Source organism: Viridibacillus sp. FSL E2-0187 (assembly GCF_038006425.1).
GTDB classification, from domain to species: domain Bacteria; phylum Bacillota; class Bacilli; order Bacillales_A; family Planococcaceae; genus Viridibacillus; species Viridibacillus arvi.
Window position 1 is genome coordinate 1,936,848 of record NZ_JBBOVG010000001.1, and the last position, 25,688, is coordinate 1,962,535.

A 25,688-nucleotide genomic window follows, 5' to 3' on the forward strand; every position below is an offset into this window, starting at 1 on the left:
AAAGAAATCTAAATCTGGTTTATAGCTGTTTATTATATTCTTTTAGCTCATCACGTAATTTTTTAATTTCTTCTGTTTGCTCTAGAACATTATTATTTAATCTTCTTACAGCTTCAAATACAGCAAAAACTGCACAAATAATTACAATCCCGATAACTTCCATTTGGCACCTTCTTTCTAATTACATAATTTTATTTATCGTATCTTAATTGTATTATTAAGTAAATATTATATAGTTTATAGATAGGATAGTAATAGAATAGTTACAAATTAATTAATTGATTTATTAGTTTAAATATTTAAGAGGTGATAATGGAATGAAAAGAAATACTGTAATTTGGATAATGATCATATTAATTTTGATAGTAGTTTTACCCCTATTAAATTGGTTTTTATTAGACAATCAACCATAGGCTGCATCGTTACATAAATGAAAATTAGATATTCATTTGAAGCTTTCTCAGCATAATTATTGTAGTTACATATAAGGCACCATACATTGTTTAAAAGTATCAATGTACGGTGTCTTATTTATATTGTTCATTTACTTTTACCGTTTAATTCATTAATCAGCAGAACCGCTTCATCTATTTGTGCGACATCAATAATTTTTATGTTTACGTTTAGTTTCTTTTGTATTTGCTTAGCTTCTTTTCTATTTGCACTTGGGATAATCATCAACGAAAACCCTGCTTTCTCAGCAATTTTCATTTTTTCTTTTAAAATTCCAATAGGTAATACGTCTCCCGTTTCGCTTATTGCCCCCGTAACAGCAATCTTCAAATCATTTTGCAAATCGCCTCTCATTATAAGTCCAGTCAACGTTAAACCTAACCCAGCACTACTTCCCTCAATAGTTTCGCTATTTAAAAATTCGTTAATTCGTCCATCTTCCTTTACTAAAAATTGTTTCACGTTATCTCTCATTTGATCTACGTCACTTTTCCCAAGATGGAACCATTTCAATAATTGCCTATTCTTGCTCCCATAACGATCCGAATTGGTGATTTTAGTAATATCTAGATAGTCCATTTTTTGCTTGTTTAAAAGGTCTATAACAGCTTTTTTGTTTTCAGTGAATTGGAAATCAACTCTATTTACTCCTAATAAATAGATTCCTGAACCTTTGTATATTTCTAAAGGATCTATATATCTATATACAGCGTGAGTGTTAGCATCATAAAATAGTAGAGGCATTTCGTAACAAAATAGTAGGGCCATCAATGATGTAATTAACATGACTTTTCGTTTAATAGCACGTTTATTCCAATACACAATAAGGACAGTCGATAAAATAATTAAGCTTAGTAATAAAATAACAAGAAAAGAAACTCCACTGATTACATCTGAAAGATACAAAAATAGAAAAACGAAATAATAAATCATCGTAATAATTACAGCCACTATATAAGGTAAACTCCTTTTTAGATTAAAGATAATTCCCTCACTCCTCACATTAGTGCCAGTATATTTTAAACTTCTAGAAAAATGCTAAAATCCCTTTAATTTGAGAACTATCTACTTTACATAAAAAAACGCGTAAATGAACGTTTTATAAACGTTTTTTTGCCTATTAAACGATTAATGGTATTGGATTCATTCATAAAAGTAAGACCTATTTGTACCTTACTTTAAATTATACATTGCTTTATAGGGTATAACTGTTTTATAATCTGTTTATACCTAACAAAGCAATGTATGGTTGAAGGAGAGAATTACGTGGAAATTGATAAGGAGATACTACGAGGTTATATAGACACAATCATATTAAGCTTGCTTTATCATGATGATATGTATGGCTATGATCTGAGTAAAGAAGTTAAAAAGCAAAGTAAAAATTCATTCGAAATAAAAGAGGGAACTTTGTATTTATCATTTAAGCGTCTAGAGAAAAATGGCTATGTTACGAGCTATTGGCAAGAAGGAAGTGCAGCTGCCAGGAGAAAGTACTATCATCTCACGAATACAGGAAAAGAGTATTTAAGCCATAAAAAGACGGAATGGCTTTTCATGAAACAGTTAATGGATCAATTTTTGAAAGGAGTCGAGTAACATGACATTAAGTAAAGAAACAAAAAATAAAATCAATCAATTCGTGAAGCAGAATACTAAACTAAGTGTAAGTGACAGTAATGAGCTTACATACTTTGAAGAACTTGCGATTCAAGCGAATCAAACATTAGGGGAGGCGAAGAAGACGGCTGCTAAATTTAAATGGTCTTCACATAAGAATAAAGAAGCTCAAGAAGAATTAATGAGCTATATGGACGACTATATTCAAGATTTGATGTTAGAAGAAGGTATTTCTGAAGCAGATGCATTTGAAAAGGCTAAGGCATCGTTTGCAGTTGAAAACCCAGACAATCCTATGCTAGATAAAAATGCGAAATGGATGCAATATCTTGAACCAAATATAGAGGAAGCAATTGGATTATATTACGCAGCGTTTATGTTCATCGGTTTAACGTTAGGTGCACTAATAGGGGTTATATTGCAAATGGTTGTGTTAAAAGAAAGTATTGGTTTATTATTCTTTATTATCACAGGTATTGGTTTAATGATGGGTCTAGCTTTTGGGATGTTAAAAAATGCGAAAATCCGATTAAATAGTACAAAATAATATTAAAAATAAGAAAGAGCCTGTTTTGTTAGTTTTATCAAAACAAGGCTCTTTCACTTATTAAAATATGTTGATATAGTTAAAGAAGTAAGAAGCGGATTATGAAGCATAAACTTGTCTAATCCATTTGTGTATAGCCTGATAGACTACATTTATAGTCAGGAAAATAAATTATTACAATTAGAAATACAGCTCTTGAATTTCTTGTTGAAAATTGAAAGTAGGATATAGAAATTGGCAATAATAGCGTCATTGATTTTTTTACTAACATTAATACTAGTTATTTGGCAGCCGAAAGGTTTGTCTATAGGGTGGTCTGCATGTGGTGGAGCCATCATTGCATTAATTTTAGGAGTAGTGGATTTTACTGATGTATTAGATGTTACATCGATCGTTTGGAATGCGACGTTAACCTTTATAGCAATTATCATTATTTCTCTCATATTAGATGAAATAGGTTTCTTTGAATGGTCTGCACTTCATATGGCTAGGGCAGCAAAAGGAAATGGTCTTAGAATGTTTATCTATGTCACAATTCTAGGAGCATTAGTAGCTGCATTTTTTGCAAATGATGGTGCAGCCCTTATATTAACCCCTATTGTATTGGCTATGGTTCGAAACCTACAGTTTGAAGGTAAAAAGATATTTCCTTTTATAATAGCAAGCGGATTTATTGCTGATACGACCTCTTTGCCTTTAGTCGTAAGTAATTTGGTAAATATAGTTTCGGCGGACTTTTTCAATATTAGTTTCTCCGAGTATGCATCCCGAATGATTGTCCCTAATTTCTTTGCACTTGTTGCAAGTATATTAGTATTGTTTTTATTATTCCGTAAAGTCATTCCGAAGAATTATAACCCATCAGTATTAAAGAAACCTGTTGATGCAATTCGGGATGTCACAATGTTTCGTTTATCATGGTTCGTATTAGGAATATTGCTAATTGGATACTTTTCAAGTGAAGCTATTGGTATTCCAGTATCATTTATTGCAATCCTTGTTGCAATGTTCTTTCTTATAATGGCTAGAAGAAGTAATGCCGTTAATACTGGAACAGTTATTAAAGGGGCACCATGGAACATCGTTTTCTTCTCAATTGGTATGTACGTAGTTGTTTACGGTTTAAAAAATGTTGGTTTAACAAATGTTTTGACTGATGTCATTCAATGGTCGGCAAACCAAGGATTATTTGCTGCCACAATGGGTATGGGTTTCTTAGCAGCGATTTTGTCCTCGGTAATGAATAATTTACCTACAGTAATGATTGATGCTCTAGCTATTTCAGATACTACTACTGATGGTGTTATACGTGAAGCATTGATTTATGCCAATGTTATTGGTTCTGATTTAGGACCGAAAATTACACCAATCGGCTCTTTAGCAACATTATTATGGTTACATGTTTTATCCCTTAATGGAGTCAGAATTTCATGGGGTACATATTTTAAGACAGGTATTATATTGACAATCCCTACGTTATTTATTACATTGCTAGGTCTTTATTTATGGTTATCGATTATTCATTAAAATGAATTATTTAAATAAAAAATACCTTCATGCACAGTATTAACATTATTTACTGAGCTTGAAGGTATTTTTAATTATTAAGCAGTATGTCTTTCTATTTGAGTACTTTGTTTATTCAAAGTGCCTTTTAATTCATATCAATATAGTCGACGCATCGATTCAATTTCGACAATTCGCTCACGTCTATCTAAAGAGTCCTCACGATCAATCATTTGTTCATCATGATGGATAGGTTCGTCTTTCGTTGCAGCACCTTTCTCATCGTTTATTTGACCTGAATGTCCCAAATCATTAAAAGGATCTTGACCTGTGACTAAAAGGGTTCCGCCAGCTTCTAATATTCTTGTGCAATGCACATTTTCTTCATCAGTTAAATTTAATTTTTTTAAACCTTCCTCTATAGCGGAATCATCAGAAAACCATGATTTAAACTGGTCAACCCAATTGCCAGTAGGATGTCTTTTAATGTCCGAATCCCATTTCAAATTCGCAAATTTGCTTCTATCCTTAGTGAAAATGTGAATATCGTTGCTTATAATACCACCTGATCGTAATTCTTCAATTTTATTTAATACGGCCTGTGTACCATAGACAACTACTATCTTTTGATTTAAGTTGTTTTGCATGCCAATTCCTCCTTGAATTAATGTGCTCAATAATTCTTTACCCTTAATGGGAAAAGTGTAAACTCAACCTAATAACTGTCATTTATGTACTTTCTTTGTTTGAATTCTATTGTAGTAAGTTCATTTTTAAACAATAGAAAAAGACAGGTTACAAAAACCTGTCTTTTTGGTGGATAGCGATTTTTATCCAACAGTGTCAATCATAGCTACCTTAACAGTAGCCACCGCCACCGTAACCACCACCGTAGTTCATGAAACTTGCACCAATAATAATTAAAAGAATAAACAGAACGATAAGTAATGCAAAGCCTGATCCATTATTACGACCGCCTTCGTATCCTCCGTTTTCATTGCCCATACTGTACACCTCCCATACATCTAATAGTTCATTCTATGTCAATATTGAAAGTGTGTTTGGGTTCAATGATTTAGTTTTATGAAATTATTTTAAAAATTAACGGATAGATGTTATATAATCCGTTTGTTTAAGTTAACCTCCTTATAGACGACCAGCAGGGAAAGCGGTTCTAAATGAATTCATTTGATCTACGGGATACTTGCACCCTATAGAAGATAGGATTATTTACACGGTGTGAAAAAACCCATAAAATCATATGTTTCTTTGCAATTTTTTGTTTAAAAAGGTTGTTTTCTCAAAATCGTTATTTTAGTAAGTCAAAAGGGATTAAACTAAATATGTTCCATATTCAATAAGTAGAAAACTGGCTAACCATAAAAAAATTGCTATTCGAATTATTATATACATTGCAAATTCAAAAGAAGAAAGTTTTCTTTCTCGTTTTATTTTTTTCAGAAGACGTACAGAAAAAATTGAACATAAGAGTAGAATTGCTATAGATATTTCATATATGTTTTCTAACAGTCTTACATTTTCTACTATGCTTTTCAGAATGATCATCCTCTCATATAGAAGATATGGGCTGTTTAGTTTGATTATACAAACTTTTTTAGTTGTATAGTCGACCAATTATAGAAATATTCCCATGTCCCTTCGCTTCAGTAAAATCACTTTTTGAAGGTAGGAAGTAACTGACAATTAGTTTCAAGAATACCGGTATGACTGATTTCTGCATAGCGCATCTATAAATATTAAACTCCTCTTTGCTACAGCATGATAAACCCTAATCAGCTATTTTAAGAAGCAACAATCTATATAAAAAGAGCTATTATAAAAAACGTCCAAATACCATTACTTTTGTTGGAAAATTAACCCTTAATGTTATAATTATCTAAAAACGGGGTGATTCCATGATAGATGATTTAAAAGTGCGTTTAATTCAGATGAGCGATTATCTTTCGCGAAGTGATATAAAACTTTTAGAAAAAGTTATTACTTTTGCAGATGATGCACATCATGGACAAAAAAGGGCTACAGGAGAGCCGTTTATTACCCATCCGGTAGCGGTTTGCGAAATACTGTTAGAATATAAGGCGGATATAACCTCATTAATTTCAGCATTACTTCATGACGTAGTGGAAGATACGGATATAACTATTCGTGAAATACAACTTAAATTTGGTAAACAAGTGGCTACAATCGTAGAGGGATTAACCAAAGTAGAGAAAGGTTTACTCGAAAAAGAAGAATACAGTGCCATCAATACAGAAAAATTGCTGACTGCTTCCATTATTGATATTAGAGTTGCTGTAATTAAGATTGCGGATCGATTGCATAATATGAGGACTCTTTCAGTAAAAAAAGTTGAAAAGAAAATTCCATATGCAAATGAAACAATCATCTTTTTTGCTCCACTTGCTGAGCGACTAGGGTTATACAGAATTCAAGAGGAGTTGGAGGCATTATCATTCAGTTATTTGAACCCACCAAAGTCAAATACAGTTCAAAAGTTAATAAACAAGTACGCGGCTAAATTTGCGGATCTTTTTTTAAATTGCTCTGCTGAAATACAAAGGGTAGGGGGTTCTCTAATTATCGGTTTGGATTGGGGTAAAGAACCTTTATACAGATCTTATTGCCTTTTACTAGAAGAACATGCTTTATCTGATTTATTCTCAATAAAAGTTATCACAAATTCACCTCTAAATTGTTATACTGCACTTGGGATAATACATAATCTATATACACCAATAGAAAATCAATTAATGGATAATATTGCAATAGCTAAAAGTCCATTTTTAAAACAACTAAAGACCAAAGTACATATCGACAATATCGAAGTAAACTTTATTATTCAGAGTGAGTATGATAAAAAACTAAATGATACCGGGGTATTTGCATTATTAAAAGATGATTTAACAAGTAGTGAAATAACGACTTTAAGTAGAGATTTGTTAGGGGATGCTATACACACAGTAAAATCTATTTCAAATTCTTCAATCGAATTTTATGATTTAATAGCTTTCGAATTGCTTCAAAGGGTTATTACTGTGTATACACCTAAAATGGATGTCGTCTCCTTGCCTAGAGGTTCAACAATTATTGATTTCGCATTTACATTAAATCCACAATTAGCTAAATGTATGTCTGCAGCATTGGTAAATGGCAAACTGAAGCCAATACATCATGTACTTAATGATATGGAAATTGTAGAAATACTTTCGATAAATAAAGAGATGGTTAGAGCTGATTGGTTAGTTCATGCTCAAACTTCAAAAGCAATTAAAGCAATTAATGATTTATTAAATAAATAGGGTCATTTTCATGGAGTTGCTGGAGCAGCTCTTTTTTGTTGACCTTTTAAGAAAAATTTTTATAATATTCTTTGGCAACCATTTAAACAATTTTATCGTTATATGTATTAGATTTCATGATTTTCAATTAAACCATGAAATTTAAGGAAGATTACAATTATAAAAGAATTTACTTATATATCAGAAAGATTAGGAGAATGATGATGGAAGATAAAAAGTGGTATAAACAGAAAAAATACCAAATTATACTTGGTATTGTACTGTTATTAGTATTCGGGGTAGGCGGCTATGCATTTAGTTTATATAATTCTTTCAATTCAGCTCTTGATAACATGCATGATCCTATAAATAAAACAGATAAGAGAGAAAATGATATATCTATTAAAAAACAAGATCCTTTTTCTGTATTATTGTTAGGTGTTGATGAGAGAGCTAACGATTCAGGTAGATCAGATACAATGATCGTGCTGACAGTCAATCCAAAAGAAGAATCGGTGAAAATGTTAAGTATTCCTCGTGACACAAAAACTGAGATCGTAGGGAATGGAACAGTAGAGAAAATTAATCATGCTTATGCTCGTGGCGGAGCAGAGATGGCCATTGCAACGGTCGAAAACTTTTTAGATATGCCAATTGATTATTATGTGAAAGTAAACATGGAAGGCTTTAAAGATATAATTGATACGTTAAATGGTGTCACAGTTGTAAATGATATGGATTTAACATACAAAAACTATCACTTCCCGAAAGGCGAGATAGAGCTTAATGGTAAAGAAGCGCTAATATTCTCTCGTATTCGATATGAAGATCCTCGAGGTGACTTTGGTCGTCAAATTAGACAAAAGCAACTCATTCAAGCCGTTTTAGATAAAGGAACAAACCTATCATCGTTATTAAAAATAGACGATATCCTTGGTAATTTAGGTGATAATATTAAAACGAATCTCACGTTGAAAGAAATGTTAGATATTCAGAAACAATATAAATCATTGAATAAAAATATAGAGCAAATTCAATTTGAAAAAGGCAATGGAGGAAAAGAAGCAGGGGTATGGTACTATTACCCTGATGCAAATGAGCTAAGTGAAATTAAACAATCGTTAAAGGGTCACCTTTTATTAAAATAGAACCTATGTATTAAAATCCCGTATCCTTTGTGGAATACGGGATTTTTTTATTCTGTTCTATAACGAAATAAATCTGAAGATACATAAGTAACTCTAGAAAAAAGACATAACGCCATTTAAAAAACTGTATAAATTAATAAGTACGTTTTTAATTAAAACGTTTAAGATTCTTTAACTGTATAAAATGAGGGGGAATTCACATAGATTTTGTTAGAGACTACGCAATGTACATGGCGATTTTCGGAGTGTTTGCATCAAGCTGGTTTGGCTGGGCACAGGAAAAACCAAAAGAAAACTGGCGAAAATATCTAGGCATTGCTTCTGCATTTTCGCTTTTAGTCGGCTTACTTGGCATTTATTTAAGCGTGACAAATTGGCATAGACCAAGCGCATTGTCGGAAGCGGCTACATTTAAGAATTATTTAATCTTCGTGTACATTGAATTCTTCGTAGCAGGGATCGGTGCTTTCTTATTAATTAAAAATAAAAGAAAAGACTATGTGGCTCCTTGGGTTGCCTTTATCGTCGGCATACATTTTATCTGGTTAAAAAGCATCTTCCAAGACTCCAGTTTATATCTCTTAGCAGCTCTCCTCGTCGCAGTCTCAATCATCTCCGTATTTCTCTCTAAAAAGCTTAACGTAGCCAATAGCGCTATTACAGGCATTGGAGCAGGTATAGTACTGTTTTGCTTTGCAATATTAGGATTCATCCGTTTTATATTGGCCTAAAAAAGAAATACTAATGAGTTTCTACAGATTGGCAATTATCCTTGGCAATATTCAAACGAGTACTGAAGTATATGTATTGATAATAAAAAATCGATTTTCAAATGACGAAATCTAAAACAGGAAATACAAACACTGGTAAATTTTACAGTCTACTTAGCAAAGATAATAGGTTTTCTTAATAAATGACTTTATGATTGCTTTCACTGTTACCACCAACTCTTTTTATACAATCGGTTCGATTGAAAAGTTTTATGTCAATAATTAAATAACTTAAGCATAACCCCGTCCTAAAATTAGAACGGGATTATGCTTGTTTGAAGTTGAAGTTATTAACACTTTGCACATGAAAGTCTCAAAGTTTAATTAACCACCGTCTTTTATTGTAAAAAGTCACTTATACTCGGAAAAAGTTAATGTTTGCACTATCCAATAATTCGATAAAAGACCAAATTAATTTAGCGAATAAAAAATAGTGGTTATGAGCGTTTTTAAAGGCCTTTAATTAAAAGGGTAGGGAAGTGTCATGTTTTTATATACAACATGATTCTGGGTATCCTAACAGGCTTTAAAAGTACAGAGATATAGATAATTAGATGTTTGTTATATTTTATAGAATATTATTTTTGCTTTAAGTAATGTAAATCTTTATAAGAAATAAATTTAGTTTAGGGATTACATGCTAAATTTCAAAAAAATATTAGTTGGATAAAACTTTCAGAAAAATCTTAAGCAGTAGAAAAAAGGAGCATATTGGTAAAAAGAATTTATAGGATATTGTTGCTAATTGAGCTAAAGTGAACGAAAAGGCTAATGATTAAATGAATGAGTTAATTGTTTTATCGAATGCCTCAAATGCATAATTGAACAGTTTAAATGGATCTATGACTAATTTAAATAAACTTTAATAAAACGTCAGTTCATCTTAAATTTCAAAATATCTCACTGTTTCAAGTATACTTATGAAATGAAACTTAACTTCCTATAATGTATATTATGTTCGGGGCGTTCTGTGATTTAGAGTAAAAGTGAATTTCCATCACTCTACTCTATGTTTGTAACTCGCATTTTTCACATCATTTAGATCTATGTATTGTACGCTATATTCAATAACATCGTTTATATATACTTGGTGCTGTTTCGCAAAACCCTTCAAAGCTTCTAAAAGATCTGCATCGTATGTTGTCTTATACTGCACTCGATCTGCTGGACGAGTTGCTTTATCATAGACGATTGTATTTTGATCTAATACGGCTTGTACACCTGATTCCAACAAGTAATTGACATGAGTATCATAATCATCAGCCATCACTTTTAGTTTCGCCAAAACCGCAGCACTTATATTCGTACGAAATTTAACTCGGGCTATATCTGTTGCTTGAATTAATTTTCCATTTGATAATTTCCACATAAAAAACACCATCTCCTAGCTTATTCTTAATAAAAAGTGCCCTTTCCCCTAGTATACAAACGAATGTTCTTATATGCAATATACATGTTCTTAATACAATACAGCCATTAATTCAAAAAAATGGATAAACAACCGTATAATTGTTGTATTTTTACACTATATAAGTTTGAATTACATTTTTTTAATGCGAAAAATGCCCTTTTCACACAACCAGAACATTTGTTCCGCGTGTTGAAAAAGGGCATTTTTCAGATGGCAGCTTCCGATTGTACAAAGGGTGCCAGAATTAAAGAATCATTTTTTTTGCCTTTATGATTAGAAAAGAAGGTCGACGAAGTTCTTTTTGCAAGCTAGGTAATTGGTTAATTGCTTCATTAGTAGGTATCGGCTCAATTATCTTTTCTATTTGCAAGTGCTTTGAGATAAGCGTATTAATGATGGTTGAAAATGTTCGATGATATTTGATAACACCATCAATATACCAATGCTGGCTTCTTTGCCCTTCTTCCTGGTAATTGTCTATAGCATAATGTAGAAGTCGTCTTTTATCATCACTAAACCAGTTATCCATCTCTTTTCTTGAAGTAACAATTGGATGTTCCATTGAAAAAAGAAAAGTACCGTTTTCACATAAGACATTTGAAATTTTTGATGTTATCGCTTCGAAGTCCTCCATATAATGAACTGCAAGTGAACTAATTACAATATCAAAACTTGAAGGTGCGAAGTTTATATCCTCGATCGCTTCATGTATATATTGAATAGATCTATGTGGATTATTTTTACGTGCCATTGAAATCATATTTAAAGAGATGTCGATTCCTGTTACATGTTTTGATCCTTGTTGTATGCAATAGCTAGCGAATTCCCCCATTCCACACCCGATATCAAGAATTTTTGTATCCTTTAATTCAGGTAACATTGCCTTCAACGTAGGCTGTTCGAGTAAGTTATTGTAATTATAACTAGATTGCCGAAGCTCCTTATAGCCATTGAAAAAGTCAGGGTGATCATAGATGTTTTGTTTCATTACAAACCTCCAAATTTTGGGGCATAACATTATGCTATATTTGCGCACCTTTATTTTCACATAATAAACAAAAAATAGACTTATATTTTATATTTTGGTAATATGTAGATAGATGCATACCTAAAATATGGGAATATTATATACTTACGAAACTGTCTTAACTTTACACATACAGAAACCATCTAATCGACCAAAGAGAATAGATGATTTCTTTTTATCTATAAATTATTGGTACTTATTCGTTACCTCTGACGACGTTACATATATGCGGAGCGAATGATAACCGCAAGATCATGGAGTATCGAGTTTTTAACTTATTCATACTCTTTAAAGGATAAGCTTCTAGTTAGATAGAATATTATATAACGCTTAATTTTGGGGGGAGTTTATGTTTATCGTAAATGTTGAAGGGGCAATTAACAAAAATGAAAAATGGCTTTTAATAAGTCGCAGCAAAAAGGAAGAACATGCTGGCGGCTTACTTTCTCTTGTTGGTGGTAAAGTGGAAGTAGATGGAACATCAACTGATGTATTAGAGAAAACATTAAAAAGAGAAATCTTTGAAGAAGTTGGTATTGAGGTTTCAAACCTGAAATATGTGAATAGTTCTTTTTTTGTTACAGATTCAGGATTAAACGTAATAGATATTGTTTTTCAATGTGATCACGAGTCTGGAGAAGCATATGCTAAGTGTTTAGATGAAGTAGACGATGTTTGTTGGATGTCGACAGAGGAGATTTTACATAACTCTGAAATACCAATTTATCTAAAGGAAAACATAAAGTTAGCTGAAAAGTTAATAGCTGTTTAAGTGACTTTATTGGTGAATAACATTTAGACAAAGACATATATGGCCGTAAAAAATAAAAAAGTGGCTTTCATCTTGTTACGATGAAAGCCACTTTGATTTATATAGACGCCCATAACACATTAAATTCGCGCCATAGGCGGGAATCGTTGCAATTAAAACAAATCAAACACGAATAAATCAATATTCGCCAAGGATTTTGACGGCTTTTTCTGTGAGTGAAGTGTCAATTGCTTTGTCGAAGTCGAACTCCCCTTGTGTTGCCCCATTTGCTTTGTACATATCGTATTGTGCATGAATGTCATCAATACGCATTTTACCATCTGGATCAAGACCAGTTACGTATACTTTTTCCCATAACTTCGCGTCTTTTAATGCTGTATGTTTTGTCATGATGTCGATGATTTGGTCTTTGCCTTCTCCTTTGATGAACGCATCATTATAATCACGGACACCTTTTAAATAAGCCAACATAAAGCGAAGTGAAACGTCTTGTTCTTCCTTCATAAATTTAGGAGATGCTAAAACTAAGGCTATTTGTGAATCTGGCGCATAGTCAGTTGTATCTCCAAAGCGTGCTAGAATGCCTTTATCGATTCCTTGAGCAATTAATGGCTCAATACTAAGCGCAGCATCTATTGAACCGTTTTGGAGGGCTCCAAGCATGCTACCGAAGTCATTCATTAGTGTGAATTTAACATCCTTATCCGTTAACCCTGCATGTTCAAGCATTCTTTGATAGATGTAGCCATCAATCGCATTTTTTGCAGAGACTGCAATCTTTTTACCTTTAAAATCTGAGTAATCTTTAATCTTATCTTTCATATGGTTACCGATAACAAATGAGAAATAGGATTTTCCAGGTACGTTATGCCCTTTATCTGCAATAATTTTAACGTCAATCCCCTGTGCAATTGCATTAAAGAAAGAGGCTGTTGATATTCCTCCTGCAATATCTATTTCACCCGCTGCAAGTGCAGGTAACATGTCATCACTATTCGCAAATTGAGCAAATTCTACCTCAATATTATAATCCTCGAAGTAACCTTTTTCTTTAGCGATATAAAAACCTGCTCCTGATGCCGCTCCGTCCTCAGCGATAACAACTTTCGTTTTTTTACTTAAAGCAGCCAAATCTCCAGATGGATTATCTTTACTTACTTCGTTATTGTCTTTCGTCCCTGTGGTTCCCTTATTTGATGTTTCTTTATCCGAACACCCTGCAACGAACATCGCTAGGATAAGGAATGGTATAAATAAACCTAACTTGAACCATTTCCGCATGTCATGCCCCCTTTTACTGATTACTTTCTAGATTTTTGTACTTCTTCTTGCAGATGCTTCCAAATGTCCACAAAGTGTCCTGCTGTATTTTGGTCCGATCTAATTTGCTCTATATTTCTCGGCCTTGGCAAATCATTTTTAATCTCTTTAATGATTCTGCCAGGTTGCGAGCTCATCAATAGAATTCGATCGCTTAGTAGCAATGCTTCATCAATACTATGCGTTATGAACAGCACCGTTTTCTTCGTTTCCTCCCATATAGACAGTAGCTCTTCTTGTAAAATGAATTTGTTTTGCTCATCAAGTGCTGCAAATGGTTCATCCATCAGTAAGATTTCTGGGTCATTGGCAAATGCACGTGCAATACTTACACGTTGCTTCATACCTCCAGAAAGTTCTTTTGGATAGAGGGTCGAAAAATTTTCTAGGCCAACTTTTTCTAAATAGTAAGATGTACGCTCTTTAATCAATTCAGATGGAAGATGTCGCATTTTCAGACCGAATGCAACGTTCTCTTCTACGGTTAGCCAAGGAATGACACCTCTCTCTTGAAAAACCATCGATTGTAGGGGCCTATTTTCTTTTCCCTCGGCAATCTTATATTCACCTACACTCGTAGTTTCAAGTCCTGCTAAAATACGTAGCAACGTTGTTTTCCCGCAACCACTCGGACCTACTAGACAAACAAATTCACCCTCTGAAATATTAAGAGAAATATGATCCAAAGCAGTGACACTACTATTTTTCTTGTAAAATACTTTTGTCATATCTTGAATTGAAATTTTAGTGTTGTTTTCCACTGCTTCACCTCCAAGATAAAATCTTATTTTGTAGTGCCCTTAGCAAAAGTGAAAATAAGTAGCCGAAAAATGAAATGAGTATAAGCCCAACGAACATCTCTTTTAACATAAAGGCTTTATATGAGGTCCAAATTAAATAGCCTATACCTGATGTAGCTCCCATCATTTCAGCTGCCACAATCGTTAAGAGCGCAATTGCCTGCCCCATTTGAATACCTTCCATCATGACCGGCAATGCCCCAGGAAATGCGATTTTTAAGAAAAAATCCTTAGAGCTGGCACCGTAATTTTTGGCGACATCTAAATAGATGGAGTCAATATTAATGACCCCTGCTGTTGTATTGATGACGACTGGGAAAAAGACGCTACCAGCAATCGTCACAACCTTAGAAAAGTCTCCGATTCCAAATAGGATGATGATAATGGGTAACAAGGCAAGAGTAGGAATTGGCATAAGCGCCATTACAATAGGTGAGATGAAGTGCCTAATTGGTGAATACAGACCCATCAATAATCCGATGACAACGCCTGGAATAACCCCAAGTAAGAAACCCGCTATTATTCGGTAAAGGGAAATGCCAATATGATTAAATAGCTCACCACTCATTGCCATGGAATAGAACGTACTGACGATTTCAGATGGCGGTGGGAAAAAACGTGCATCAAGCAAATTAGTCTGGGATAGGAACTCCCATAACAGCAAGAGAAAAATAGGTGAAGCGATTGTAAGCATCTGCTTCATGCGTTCTTTCAATTGTCTTTTCTTCCATTCCTGTTGTTCAACTTCGACAGGATTGTGGTTATTAGTCATTTTATCGTCTCTCATTCTTCACCACCTCTTCATACAAATGATATGTACTTTGCCCTTAAAGTGTGTCACGGGCCTATTAGAAAAGGAATAACGCCCAGTGGCTAGAACATTAATGAAACCACTGAAAAGGGCTGAATCATTTTAAAACACAAAGAACCCGGAAATTAATTTCCGGGTTCGATTGCACTTATACCTTCATGATCGTTATAACTGTGACTGTCGTGATTTCGCTGAAGTTCTCAAGAGTTTGTTATGCAGAGTTACCTCCGTTTGTCCATTCACTTGAGATTTTTGACGCTTATCCCTTGTCCAGTTGTGGTGGATTTGTTGAGATTTTGGATCTAAGTGTTCCGGCCTACTCATCGATTTCCGCCTCCTAGTCATGGTGGATCTATAAGTGAATCTTAAATAGTATAGCTTACTTACTCTTTATAATACGTTTTGTTTATTGGTAATTTTTTTATTCTATTTTTGTGAATTCAAATAGATTATTGAAATGAAATTTGCTCATTCTATATCGTCTGAATCCATTTATCTCCGTAAAGAAAAATGACAATCATCAAAACGAGAGAAAAATTCAGAATAATATTTGCTTCTTTCTTTATAAAACCACCTATGCAAAGAATTAGGAGTAATATAGCTGCTATCCAACCAATATTATATGCACCATATATGGCTGGTGCAAAAGCAATAGATGAAACTGCAGCAACATTCATCAATATGTCTACAAGTGTATTCTCCTCATTTGACTTAGTTTCTTCCCTTTTAGTAAATTTTCGTATTAGATAAAAAATAGCATGACCAGCTAACAAAAATATAGCCGAAAAAATGATAAGACGCCAAATATTAAAATCATTATTCATATCAATAAATAGAGAATTTAATATTTCAAAAGATTCTAAGTCTATTTCATATGTATTTGCTGACTTTGGATCATATAGTGCAGTCATATAACCACCATAGTTAATGTTTAAATATACTTTTTCTCCATCTGACAGCTGTATATCAATAATCCTTATACCTGCCAATGGTTCTACAAAGTCAATAGATTTAGTTTTTGAAATTTTGTTAATGACTTTTTGGAGTTTTTCAGTATCCCTAATTTTCGTTCGTTCGACAAACACCATTGATGAAATATTATAATAGCGTTTTGGCTTTAAGCTACTTTCCCTTAAGTTCCATGCTTCGGTAATCTTTTGCCCATTAAAGTCTTCTAAAGCTATGTTTTTTTGCTGCTGACGTTCATTATCAACAATCAGCAATACAACTAGTGCTATTACACAGAAAATACTCAGTACAAATGAGCTCAAGTAATTATTAAATGCTTTTTTAATATCACATTCCCCTGTCTTTTGAAGTTCCCCATTCGTTTTTATTATTAACTATTCTACACAATTTATTACCAAAATTAAACAAGCTGATTATTTCCATAACACAATATCAATGTAACGCATATGATAAAGGGTTAAATACAGATAAACAGAGGTGAATCATTGTTTATATATGTAGTGAAAGCGGGAGATTCTTTATTTTCCGTGGCATCAAAATATCAAGTAAATATGGATAGTATACGAATTACAAATGGATTGAAAATACCAAATATTGTACCTGGGCAAGATTTGCTGATTCCAACAAATGTCTATATTGTTCAACCTGGTGATTCCTTATTTAAAATTGGACAAATGGCTTTAGTGCCTGTTGAAACGATAAAGCTTTATAATGGTTTGCACTCAAATAATTTGTCTATCGGTATGCGTTTATATTTACCACCTAGAACCAAATATCGGGCAGCCAATTTTAGCTATTTAACTCCTACTACACCAGCAAGAGATATAGAATTGATTAATCAATTTGCAAATAGTAATTCTTATTATGGTATTTTTGAATATCATATTTCAAATGACGGTACACTGAGTCCGTTGTATCTTCACAGCATTAATACATTAAGCCGGCAAAAACAAGTAGCTCCAATTGCTGTTATATCCAACTTAACAGAAACAGGATTTAGTTCCGCAGTAGCAAGAAGTATTATTAGTAATCCAACTATACGACAGCAAGCAGTAAATAATATTTACAACATTGTAAAAAACAATAATTTTGCTGGCGTTAATATTGATTTTGAATTATTAAAGGATTATGATGCCGCTAATTATGTGACTTTTATCCGCATGGTGAGAAATCGTTTAAGTCCTGAAGGTTATACTACGTCTGTTGCATTACCTGCTAAAACAGATGATACCACTCCATGGACAAAAGGTTATGATTATAAAGGGATCGGTGCTGCTGCTGACTTCGTCTTTTTGATGGCATATGATTTTCATCATGGAGGTGGTGAACCAGGACCTGTGGCACCAATAAAAGAAGTACGACAAACAATTCAATATGCAAAAAACCATATGAATGCTAATAAAATCATTTTAGGTGTTCCGAATTATGGATACGATTGGACGATGGCTGGGGATGGTTCTGTTGTTAGCGCTCGTGCGATTGCTGTAGGAGATGCGGTGAATACTGCAATGACCAATCAAGTACCAATTCAATACTCCAATCAATATCATCAGGCGCACTTTGAATATTGGGACGCATTAGGCAATCGACATATTATTTGGTTTGAAGATTCTAGGTCTCGTGCACAAAAGCTACAATTAGTAGTAGATTATAAAATCAAAGGAATAGGTATATGGCAATTAGGGTTAGCATTCCCTCAATCGATTTATTTAGTAGATCATTTTTTAAGTAAAAGAACTGTTATTTGAAAATAGCATAAATAAAAATAAGAAGTACATTAATCTGTGCTTCTTATTTTCGTAGTTTTACCTGCTTCCTTCCACAAAACCATGCACAATATGAATGGCTGACCATTCACCTTCAGATGTTTCAACGATAGGATAAACCCTCGGGAATAGTTGAGCAGTTATTTCCTCAACTGACATGCCATTCTTATGCATATTAATAATTTGAGACTGTAACGCTTCTAAATGTTCAATCTTGTTTTTTATTTGCTGATGGCCATCTTCTATAAAACCTGCGTGGCAACAATACATATCTTTAAAATCATAAGTTAATATTTTCTTTAATGATTGTAGAGTATCGACGATGTTTTCTTCTGCTAAAATTACTTTCGTTTTGTCCTGAATAAACAAATCTCCAGTAAATAATGCACCAGTTTCTCTGTTTAGGAAAGCTAAATGGTCTTGAGTATGTCCAGGTGTAGCAATTACATCCCAGGTTGCATTTCTTGATCGGAACGTCTCCCCAATTGCTTGGGCATGAAATGGCTCACTTTGCCCCCAAAAGTACTGACGATACTTTGGATAGATATATTCTTTACTACAGCGTTCAACGGAGTCTTTATGAATAAAAAATGGGATATCTCTCTGTTCTTTTAACCAAGCTGCACAACCAATATGATCCTCATGGAAATGCGTAAGCATTACTTTCTCAAAATCAGCTTGTTCGAAAAAAGGACGAAATGAAGGAAACAAAGATTGTGCGCCTGTATCAATCAATACTCCGTCTACTGCAAAACTAAACACATTCATCTTCATTGGTCCAAGTCTTATTGTACTATTCGCCAGTTGTACATCATTATGATTTGAAACATCTATTGATTGTTCTAGTTTCACCATTGCATTCTCCCCTTTATGTACTATCCCTTACATTTTATCAGAAAATTAAAACTATAAATATAGTATTAGATTAATCCTTTCAAGAAAAACAAAAAAGCAGGGTGGCTACCCTGCTTCATAAAAGCTTAACTGCACAAATATTATTTCTTCCCAGAGACTTTAAATGTTCTTAGCTCTTTTTCAAATGTTGCTTGATTTAATAGAAGCTGCATACCTTTTGATTCGTCTATCGCAAGTTGCATATGCTTTTTATAATTTTCTAGATTTTTCAATTGCAGTGCAATTTCTGCTTCTACAGCATGGGCCATCCATGCTTGATCAAAACTATATGAGCGTGCTTTCTTATAATTTTTTTGTAAAACATCAGCAAGTGCTAAATGGTAGCTTCTAGAGGGTTCTCTTTTAATTTCCTTAGCAAACTTAATCGCATTTTCATATTGCCCTAGTCGATAATTACGTAGAAATTCAAAGCTATTACGGAGATCTGGTTGCTTATATTTCGCAATGACGCGATCAATCTCTTTCAATTCATCCTCAAGCGTACCTTCTTTTACTGCAAGAACATGTGCGAAAAGTGGATTTCTACGTTGATTACGCATCGCTCTTTCAATTTTCTTCGCATCATTAGATAAGTACATAACTAGTACATTATTATAAATCACGGCAGCCACAGCAACTATAAAGACGACTACTATGACCCATGTAGGAGCATTAAACCATGCAAGTACGAATCCAATTACCGCTAAAAACAAATACAGTAAACCTAACCTTAAATAATACAAACTCTTCACCTCGAGCTTATTGTACATTAATTTTAAAAATAAAGCTTTTGATAGATACACAAAATTACATAAAAAAAACGTAGAGCATTATACTCTACGCCTGACTTTTAAACGATTGGCACCCAAGCTTCAATATCGTGTATGTCTTGTCCGATATATTTTTCAAAACTCATAGATGGTCGATGTGTAACATCCTGATTGCTGAATAATTTTCGGAATGTTTCTTGAATCTGGCCGATTCCACCATCAACTTTACCGACTAAGTAACGACCTTTTGGAATCTTCACAGTCACTGCTGTAATTTCATCTGGTAGAAGATGATCATCAATACCAGCGACGTAATCTAAGCCCTCCTCATTCATTTGAATACAAACACCATATGATACATCCTGCGATACGTTATAGCCTTCAAGGACATTCGCAAGTTCCTCCCATTTCTCGGGAATATCTGACGTTTTACCTTGATGAATACTTAAACCTTTCACAACAAGCCCATCAATTTCTTCGATACGTGTCTGCATTCAAAACACCCCTCTATGCTTTTTTAAGTTGCTTTTCGTAACATTCAATCCAATCTTCTACTGTCATTTTACTTACAAGTTCCGCAATTAATGCATAAGGTACCTTTTTGGCATTCGAAAATCTTATGCAACTTTTGCCCATATTAAGTTTAGTAGTCATATGTTTCGGATATTCAGCAACAAACCAGTCTAGTAACTCTGGTTTCGCATAAATACCCATATGATACAACGAAAGATGATTCTTTTGAGCAGCTACACCTATGAACGGTAGCGGCTCCTCTGGACTGCAGTGATAGCCATTCGGATATATTGACTTTGGTACTACGAAACTCGGCATTGTATACTGCATTACTGCTTCAAAGCCTGGTGGTAAATTTTCTTGAACCGTTTCAAATAGTTTTCGAAACGCATCACGCCTGTTTTCATCAACTTGTTCAATATAATCTGATATTTCCAACTCCAGCCCTCCTTTTCCAATTATTATACGCAATAATATTGAAAATACAAACTACTATTTACTTTTCATTGGATATTGGATTAATGAAAAAATATATTAATTCAAATAAATTACTCGAAGCAAACAAACTACTACTGTAAAGTTATTTTTAAATCGGTTTTCATGATATTTATGTCTGTTTAAAATAGATTTTCAATGTATTTATAAATAGATTTATCTTTAAATTCATAAAGGTTAGCATTAGTCTCACTACCCTCATAATTAAAAACAGAAAAGACCTGATTATTTTCAATTCGTAATCCGAATTTTCTATCCCCTGCTATCCATATAGTAATCCAATAAGATTCATCTATTTTGCTAGAACTCTCTTTTACTTTGTTTATTTCCGCTTCGGAAATGGTAGCTACAAATGCTGTGATGTCTTGTTCTTTAGTATAGAGTATTTGCTTACTATCCGAACCTCTTATAAGTTCTATTTGACTGATAGCTCCAACATCTGCTACTTCCCAAAATTCATTTTTGAAAGTTCCTTTACCTATTCCACTAAAGAAGATATAACAAAAAACGAAGCCCATAATTAAAATTAGAGATATAAGAAAAACGTTCTTATTTCCTTTCATCAAATCCCCCCATCTCATCACTTTATTCCAACTTTTAGGTATTTATAAATTTTTTTTGTCATTTGGTGAAATAAAAATTAAAGGTTTTAAATCAAAGAGCACAAAAAGAAGGATAGGTGGGCATATTGAAATATGCCTTCTCTATCCTTCTTATACTAAAAATGACCATGGTTTCTTCAGCAACACCATTGATCTTGTCAATTTTGAATTTCTGGTTTGATTTCTGACCATAAATGTAGGACATTTCTTTGTATTACCAACTCAATCATGTAAACATGCTGAATTTAAACTTTTAATACATTTTGTCAATGTAAATTAAATCGTTTCAATAAGCCTTAAGTATACGAACAAACCCAAGTAAAAGGTTATTCAAATTAATGAGTTATTCATGAATTTTGAATCAACCATGGTTTTATTAATGGTAAAACAGTATGGGGTTGCATAGCTTTGGTATGATCCATACTTTTTCCTTTTAAAATTTCTACATTCCATCCTAAGTTTTCTAACTCTTGTTTATTTTTTTGTAGTATACCGACAATATCCACTGTTACACTTCCAAAGTTCTTTCCATATACAATGGTGTCATTTTCTCCAGCAAACGCTAACTTCGGAATTGTTAGATTCTCTTGAATTTCTCGATCATCAAATTTCATTAGATTATTGTACATCGTAACAAACTGTTTAGTTTGATTTATGTCGATTTTTATCTGTATGTTATCCCAATCAACTTTTTCTGGACTAATGTGGTCTTGTTCATCATAAAAAGGAGAATTTTGGTTATTTAAAGCTTGTTCGTATGTTTTATTCGTCACTACCATCATTTCTTTATATGGTCCATCTATTGGTGGAAAGCCACCCATGATAAGGCTTTCTAATCTGTCTGTCCTAATGGCTAGTTGTAATCCAACTAGTGCTAACCAAGAGTAACCATAATAGCTAAATTTGTTAATGTTCATTTCATCAGCAATTAATAACAAATCTTTTACTATGTTTTCCGGTGTGAGATTCTCTGGGTTAGGATGTTGCAAACGGTGTCCTTCATAATCGAAATATAAAATTTGAAACTTGTCTTGTAGTCCCTCGATAAAGTGTTTTCCTAGTTCAGGGTCTACTCCCCATAATTTTAAGTTTTCTCCTTCCTCACCATAAACAGTTTCTTTAGCTAATGGCAGCATAATCGTTTTAAAATTGGGATTACCAACTAAACCAACTTTTAATTCTGAATCATCCATAAGTTTTATGAATTTCTTCATCTCTATCACTCCTAAATTGTTTTATACTTCTATCATATAACTTTCATGCAATCTTTCGGTTTTATGTTTTTTTTCCTTGATATGTGGGGGGTTCATTTAAATTATGTTATTGTAGCACTTTAAGGTTTTACTTTAAATAAGGAGATAAAAATGGAGACATACACACCAAAACAAATTGCAAATGCTTTAAACGTTAGCACAACAACTTTGAGAAGATATGAAGAACAAAATCTCATCCCGGATGTAACAAGAACTGAAAGTAATCATCGGATATATACATTGATACATTTACAAGCATTTACAACCATTAGAACATTATTAAAAGGTTATGAGGTAACTATTGTCTATGAAGCCATGAGAATGATAAAGAACGAAAATTATAAAAAATCTCTTTGGTTAATAAATGAACAACAATTCCATATTGAGTTGGAGAAACAGAAAGTAGAAGAAATACTTACAATGATTCAAAATGCTGATTTTACGAAATATAATAATAGAAAATTAAAGAAATGTATGCGTATTGGAGAGGCAGCTGAAATAGCAGGCGTTAAAACTTCAGCTATTCGTTATTGGGAACAGGAAGGGTTAGTCCGTTCGGAAAGGAATAATGAAAATGGTTATAGAATGATTACAATAGCAGAACTGCGAAAGATATTGGTTATTAGTAGTTTAAGAAAAACCGTTTACTATATAGAAAACATAAAGCAGCTTTTGAATGATTTAGACACGCAGAGCTATGATAAAATCGAGAGTTCATTTTCGCTGGCTTTAGAAAATCTGAGCAATCAGTTGTTATACCAATATAAAGGGATTTCAGAGTTACTAAAATATATAGACCTATTAAAAAGATAACACTTAGCTTTATCCGATTTTTCTCACTCTAATACAATTCTGTTTGTAAAAAAAGATGAACCGAAATAATTAATATTTCGGTTCATCTTTTTTATAACTGTACGATTTTTCTACTATAAGATTCAATAAACGCTTGAATCATACTATCCCCTTCAGGTGTACCAATGGATTCGGGATGAAATTGCAGGCCAAAGACTGGATATGCTGTGTGTTGAATAGCCATTATCTCGTTATCATCAGCAGCCGTTGCAGTTACACTAAAGGCTTGTGATAACGTTCTAGGCTCGATTACTAGTGAATGATACCTCATAACAGAGAGTGGGCCGAGAATGGCCGAGAATAAGCCTGTTTGCTCGTAATTAACCAAAGATAATTTACCATGCATGATATTTTGCGCCTGCACTATATTTGCACCAAAGGCTTCTGCAATTGATTGGTGACCTAGGCAAATACCGAGAATAGGAAACTCTTTATAAAGTTCTTTCACAATCTGTACAGAAATACCGGCTTCAGATGGCGTACCAGGTCCTGGGGAAATGATAATAGCCTCTGGTTGCATAAGACGGATATCATCTATAGTCAGAACATCATTTCGTACAACTTGCACTTCTTTCCCTAATGCACTCACTTGTTGATAAAGATTGTATGTGAATGAGTCATAATTATCTATTAATAGGATCATTTTCGCACCTCCAAAAGCGCTTTTGCTTTATTCAGCGTTTCCTCGTATTCGCTTTCTGCAATAGAGTTATAGACGATACCAGCACCAGCCTGCACATGTGCTTGACTGTTTCGAACAACCATTGTACGAATAGCTAAGGCCATATCCATGTCTCCAGAAATTGAAATATAGCCGACTGCACCGGCATATACACCACGTTTCATCTTTTCTAACTCATTGATAATCTGCATTGCACGAATTTTAGGTGCGCCTGACACAGTACCAGCGGGTAAGCAGGTTGCTAATACATCTAACACATGAATATCGTCTTTCAACTCACCAGTCACTTCAGAGACGATGTGCATGACATATTTGTAGTATTCAATATCCATATACTTTGGTAGTTTCACTGAGCCAATTTTTGATAGTTTACCTATATCATTGCGTCCTAGATCGACTAACATACGATGTTCGGCAATCTCCTTTTCATCCTCAAGTAAACCTTTCGCATGAGCAGCGTCTTCTTTAGCCGTTTTACCACGAGGACGTGTTCCTGCAATCGGATTCGTGGTAATAAGCCTGTTTTTAACCTTGACTAAACTTTCAGGTGAAGTACCCAAAATGATATAGTCTTCAAAATCCATATAAAACATATATGGTGAAGGGTTAGATGTACGTAATTTTCTATATAAAGAAAATGGATTTCCTGAAAATGGCGATGAAAAACGTTGTGAAAGTACAACTTGGAAGATATCACCTTGCTTAATATGTTCCTGAGCTGTTTTGACCATATCACAAAACGACTTTTCATCCATTGATGATTTAAATTCTAAAGTATCTTCTTCCTCATCAGGCTGTGAGACAGTCGTCATTTGTAGGCTTGTCACAATTTCTTGAATACTTGCCTTCATATCTTCAGGACTACGATCACTATTAAACAAATCAATCGCAACAATTGATACCGTTTGTTGTAAATGATCATAAATAATAAATGTATCGTAAAAAAGCATATGCATATTCGGCATGTCTAGTTCATCTGGCAAAGAGTTACCGATTTTTTCAAAATAAAAAGCGGTTTCATAACCGATATAACCTATTGCACCACCAAAAAAGGCGAATGGATAGTCTTCCCTATTTAATGGCAGCATTTCTTTTAAAACGTCAATTGGAGAACGTTGTAATTCACTATGCTGCCCTTTTTGAAATATTACCGTTCCATTTTCCTTACTCTTTAACTCCGCGATTGGATTCAAGGCGATAAATGAATAACGACCACTTTCTTCATGCTTAGCGGACGATTCAAAAAGCATTTTCTTTCGACCTCTAACTGCTTGATAAATAGATATCGGTGTCATCATATCCCCTTGAAGTGTTACCATCTCATACTCTCTCGTCTTAACTGTCATTTGCTCAAACTCCTTTTCTCAGCTCATCTCAAGTAACACAAAAAGCCCCCCATAGAGACTAT

The 25,688-nt window shown here is 33.5% G+C and carries 29 protein-coding genes; 9 read left to right on the forward strand and 20 right to left on the reverse strand.

All coding sequences use genetic code 11. The annotated features are described in order from the left end of the window. Positions 1–19: 19 nt before the first annotated feature. Complete coding sequence (locus MHH85_RS09365) at positions 20–163, reverse strand: hypothetical protein (RefSeq protein ID WP_340706822.1); 144 nt, start codon at positions 161–163, stop codon at positions 20–22. 377 nt (positions 164–540) lie between these two features. Beyond that, positions 541–1,404 (reverse strand): S16 family serine protease, encoded by an 864-nt coding sequence (locus MHH85_RS09370; RefSeq protein ID WP_340706823.1) that lies wholly within the window; start codon positions 1,402–1,404, stop codon positions 541–543. A 315-nt stretch (positions 1,405–1,719) separates the two neighbouring features. Between MHH85_RS09370 and MHH85_RS09375 the strand changes: the two genes are divergently transcribed. From MHH85_RS09375 to MHH85_RS09385, 3 genes are all read left to right on the forward strand, one after another. Then, a complete protein-coding gene (locus MHH85_RS09375; protein WP_340706824.1) occupies positions 1,720–2,052 on the forward strand; it encodes a PadR family transcriptional regulator in 333 nt (110 codons plus the stop codon). Between the two features lies 1 nt (position 2,053). Further along, complete coding sequence (locus MHH85_RS09380; protein ID WP_340706825.1) at positions 2,054–2,620, forward strand: hypothetical protein; 567 nt, start codon at positions 2,054–2,056, stop codon at positions 2,618–2,620. 234 nt (positions 2,621–2,854) lie between these two features. Next, complete coding sequence (locus MHH85_RS09385) at positions 2,855–4,147, forward strand: arsenic transporter (RefSeq protein ID WP_340706826.1); 1,293 nt, start codon at positions 2,855–2,857, stop codon at positions 4,145–4,147. 137 nt (positions 4,148–4,284) lie between these two features. On the opposite strand, the gene MHH85_RS09390 is transcribed toward MHH85_RS09385, so the two are convergent. The 3 genes from MHH85_RS09390 to MHH85_RS09400 all read right to left on the reverse strand — a co-directional run bounded on the left by MHH85_RS09390 (position 4,285) and on the right by MHH85_RS09400 (position 5,686). Beyond that, on the reverse strand, positions 4,285–4,773 hold the full coding sequence (locus MHH85_RS09390) for a general stress protein (protein ID WP_340706827.1): 489 nt from the start codon (positions 4,771–4,773) through the stop codon (positions 4,285–4,287). Positions 4,774–4,984: 211 nt separating this feature from the next. Further along, positions 4,985–5,131, reverse strand: a complete 147-nt coding sequence (locus MHH85_RS09395; RefSeq protein ID WP_193739593.1) for a YjcZ family sporulation protein — start codon at positions 5,129–5,131, stop codon at positions 4,985–4,987. Positions 5,132–5,458: 327 nt separating this feature from the next. Continuing rightward, the gene (locus tag MHH85_RS09400; protein WP_340708144.1) at positions 5,459–5,686 is read right to left on the reverse strand and encodes a hypothetical protein; all 228 of its coding nucleotides are present in this window, start codon (positions 5,684–5,686) and stop codon (positions 5,459–5,461) included. Positions 5,687–6,042: 356 nt separating this feature from the next. Here MHH85_RS09400 and MHH85_RS09405 point away from each other — a divergent pair, with 356 nt between their 5' ends. From MHH85_RS09405 to MHH85_RS09415, 3 genes are all read left to right on the forward strand, one after another. Beyond that, on the forward strand, positions 6,043–7,446 hold the full coding sequence (locus tag MHH85_RS09405; RefSeq protein WP_340706828.1) for an HD domain-containing protein: 1,404 nt from the start codon (positions 6,043–6,045) through the stop codon (positions 7,444–7,446). 203 nt (positions 7,447–7,649) lie between these two features. Continuing rightward, positions 7,650–8,573 carry an LCP family glycopolymer transferase gene (locus MHH85_RS09410; protein WP_340706829.1) on the forward strand — a complete coding sequence of 308 codons (924 nt, stop codon included), beginning with the start codon at positions 7,650–7,652 and terminating at the stop codon, positions 8,571–8,573. Positions 8,574–8,797: 224 nt separating this feature from the next. Beyond that, on the forward strand, positions 8,798–9,304 hold the full coding sequence (locus MHH85_RS09415) for a hypothetical protein (RefSeq protein ID WP_340706830.1): 507 nt from the start codon (positions 8,798–8,800) through the stop codon (positions 9,302–9,304). A gap of 1,036 nt (positions 9,305–10,340) precedes the next feature. Here MHH85_RS09415 and MHH85_RS09420 read toward each other — a convergent pair. Both MHH85_RS09420 and MHH85_RS09425 read right to left on the reverse strand, forming a co-directional pair. Continuing rightward, entirely contained in the window at positions 10,341–10,712 is a 372-nt protein-coding gene (locus tag MHH85_RS09420) for an rRNA methyltransferase (RefSeq protein ID WP_340706831.1), read from the reverse strand. Positions 10,713–10,998: 286 nt separating this feature from the next. Beyond that, positions 10,999–11,742, reverse strand: a complete 744-nt coding sequence (locus tag MHH85_RS09425; protein WP_340706832.1) for a class I SAM-dependent methyltransferase — start codon at positions 11,740–11,742, stop codon at positions 10,999–11,001. A gap of 388 nt (positions 11,743–12,130) precedes the next feature. On the opposite strand from MHH85_RS09425, the gene MHH85_RS09430 reads away from it, so the two are divergent. Continuing rightward, entirely contained in the window at positions 12,131–12,553 is a 423-nt protein-coding gene (locus MHH85_RS09430; RefSeq protein WP_340706833.1) for an NUDIX hydrolase, read from the forward strand. A gap of 177 nt (positions 12,554–12,730) precedes the next feature. Here MHH85_RS09430 and MHH85_RS09435 read toward each other — a convergent pair whose 3' ends face one another. The 5 genes from MHH85_RS09435 to MHH85_RS09455 all read right to left on the reverse strand — a co-directional run bounded on the left by MHH85_RS09435 (position 12,731) and on the right by MHH85_RS09455 (position 16,707). After that, a complete protein-coding gene (locus MHH85_RS09435; RefSeq protein WP_053415362.1) occupies positions 12,731–13,834 on the reverse strand; it encodes an ABC transporter substrate-binding protein in 1,104 nt (367 codons plus the stop codon). 20 nt (positions 13,835–13,854) lie between these two features. Further along, positions 13,855–14,601 (reverse strand): ABC transporter ATP-binding protein, encoded by a 747-nt coding sequence (locus MHH85_RS09440; RefSeq protein WP_370588316.1) that lies wholly within the window; start codon positions 14,599–14,601, stop codon positions 13,855–13,857. A gap of 37 nt (positions 14,602–14,638) precedes the next feature. Then, positions 14,639–15,460 carry an ABC transporter permease gene (locus MHH85_RS09445; RefSeq protein WP_427772775.1) on the reverse strand — a complete coding sequence of 274 codons (822 nt, stop codon included), beginning with the start codon at positions 15,458–15,460 and terminating at the stop codon, positions 14,639–14,641. Positions 15,461–15,649: 189 nt separating this feature from the next. Then, complete coding sequence (locus tag MHH85_RS09450) at positions 15,650–15,808, reverse strand: YpzG family protein (protein WP_083446066.1); 159 nt, start codon at positions 15,806–15,808, stop codon at positions 15,650–15,652. Positions 15,809–15,957: 149 nt separating this feature from the next. Then, on the reverse strand, positions 15,958–16,707 hold the full coding sequence (locus tag MHH85_RS09455) for a hypothetical protein (RefSeq protein ID WP_340706834.1): 750 nt from the start codon (positions 16,705–16,707) through the stop codon (positions 15,958–15,960). A gap of 231 nt (positions 16,708–16,938) precedes the next feature. On the opposite strand from MHH85_RS09455, the gene MHH85_RS09460 reads away from it, so the two are divergent. Then, a complete protein-coding gene (locus tag MHH85_RS09460; RefSeq protein ID WP_340706835.1) occupies positions 16,939–18,201 on the forward strand; it encodes a glycosyl hydrolase family 18 protein in 1,263 nt (420 codons plus the stop codon). Positions 18,202–18,258: 57 nt separating this feature from the next. Here the strand turns inward: MHH85_RS09460 and MHH85_RS09465 are convergent, their stop codons facing one another. The 6 genes from MHH85_RS09465 to MHH85_RS09490 all read right to left on the reverse strand — a co-directional run bounded on the left by MHH85_RS09465 (position 18,259) and on the right by MHH85_RS09490 (position 22,707). Next, a complete protein-coding gene (locus MHH85_RS09465) occupies positions 18,259–19,074 on the reverse strand; it encodes an MBL fold metallo-hydrolase (protein ID WP_340706836.1) in 816 nt (271 codons plus the stop codon). Between the two features lie 140 nt (positions 19,075–19,214). Next, positions 19,215–19,856, reverse strand: a complete 642-nt coding sequence (locus MHH85_RS09470; protein WP_193739583.1) for a hypothetical protein — start codon at positions 19,854–19,856, stop codon at positions 19,215–19,217. A 107-nt stretch (positions 19,857–19,963) separates the two neighbouring features. Beyond that, positions 19,964–20,377 (reverse strand): GyrI-like domain-containing protein, encoded by a 414-nt coding sequence (locus tag MHH85_RS09475; RefSeq protein WP_340706837.1) that lies wholly within the window; start codon positions 20,375–20,377, stop codon positions 19,964–19,966. A 13-nt stretch (positions 20,378–20,390) separates the two neighbouring features. Then, entirely contained in the window at positions 20,391–20,834 is a 444-nt protein-coding gene (locus MHH85_RS09480) for a DUF1801 domain-containing protein (RefSeq protein ID WP_340706838.1), read from the reverse strand. A gap of 179 nt (positions 20,835–21,013) precedes the next feature. Continuing rightward, the gene (locus MHH85_RS09485) at positions 21,014–21,454 is read right to left on the reverse strand and encodes a hypothetical protein (protein WP_340706839.1); all 441 of its coding nucleotides are present in this window, start codon (positions 21,452–21,454) and stop codon (positions 21,014–21,016) included. Between the two features lie 386 nt (positions 21,455–21,840). After that, entirely contained in the window at positions 21,841–22,707 is an 867-nt protein-coding gene (locus MHH85_RS09490; protein ID WP_340706840.1) for an alpha/beta fold hydrolase, read from the reverse strand. A gap of 150 nt (positions 22,708–22,857) precedes the next feature. Here MHH85_RS09490 and MHH85_RS09495 point away from each other — a divergent pair, with 150 nt between their 5' ends. Continuing rightward, positions 22,858–23,559, forward strand: a complete 702-nt coding sequence (locus MHH85_RS09495) for a MerR family DNA-binding transcriptional regulator (RefSeq protein WP_340706841.1) — start codon at positions 22,858–22,860, stop codon at positions 23,557–23,559. Between the two features lie 91 nt (positions 23,560–23,650). Here MHH85_RS09495 and MHH85_RS09500 read toward each other — a convergent pair whose 3' ends face one another. Continuing rightward, positions 23,651–24,241, reverse strand: a complete 591-nt coding sequence (locus MHH85_RS09500; RefSeq protein ID WP_340706842.1) for an anthranilate synthase component II — start codon at positions 24,239–24,241, stop codon at positions 23,651–23,653. Next, on the reverse strand, positions 24,238–25,626 hold the full coding sequence (gene trpE / locus MHH85_RS09505) for an anthranilate synthase component I (RefSeq protein ID WP_340706843.1): 1,389 nt from the start codon (positions 25,624–25,626) through the stop codon (positions 24,238–24,240). The genes MHH85_RS09500 and trpE overlap by 4 nt, the downstream gene beginning before the upstream one ends. Positions 25,627–25,688: the final 62 nt, after the last annotated feature.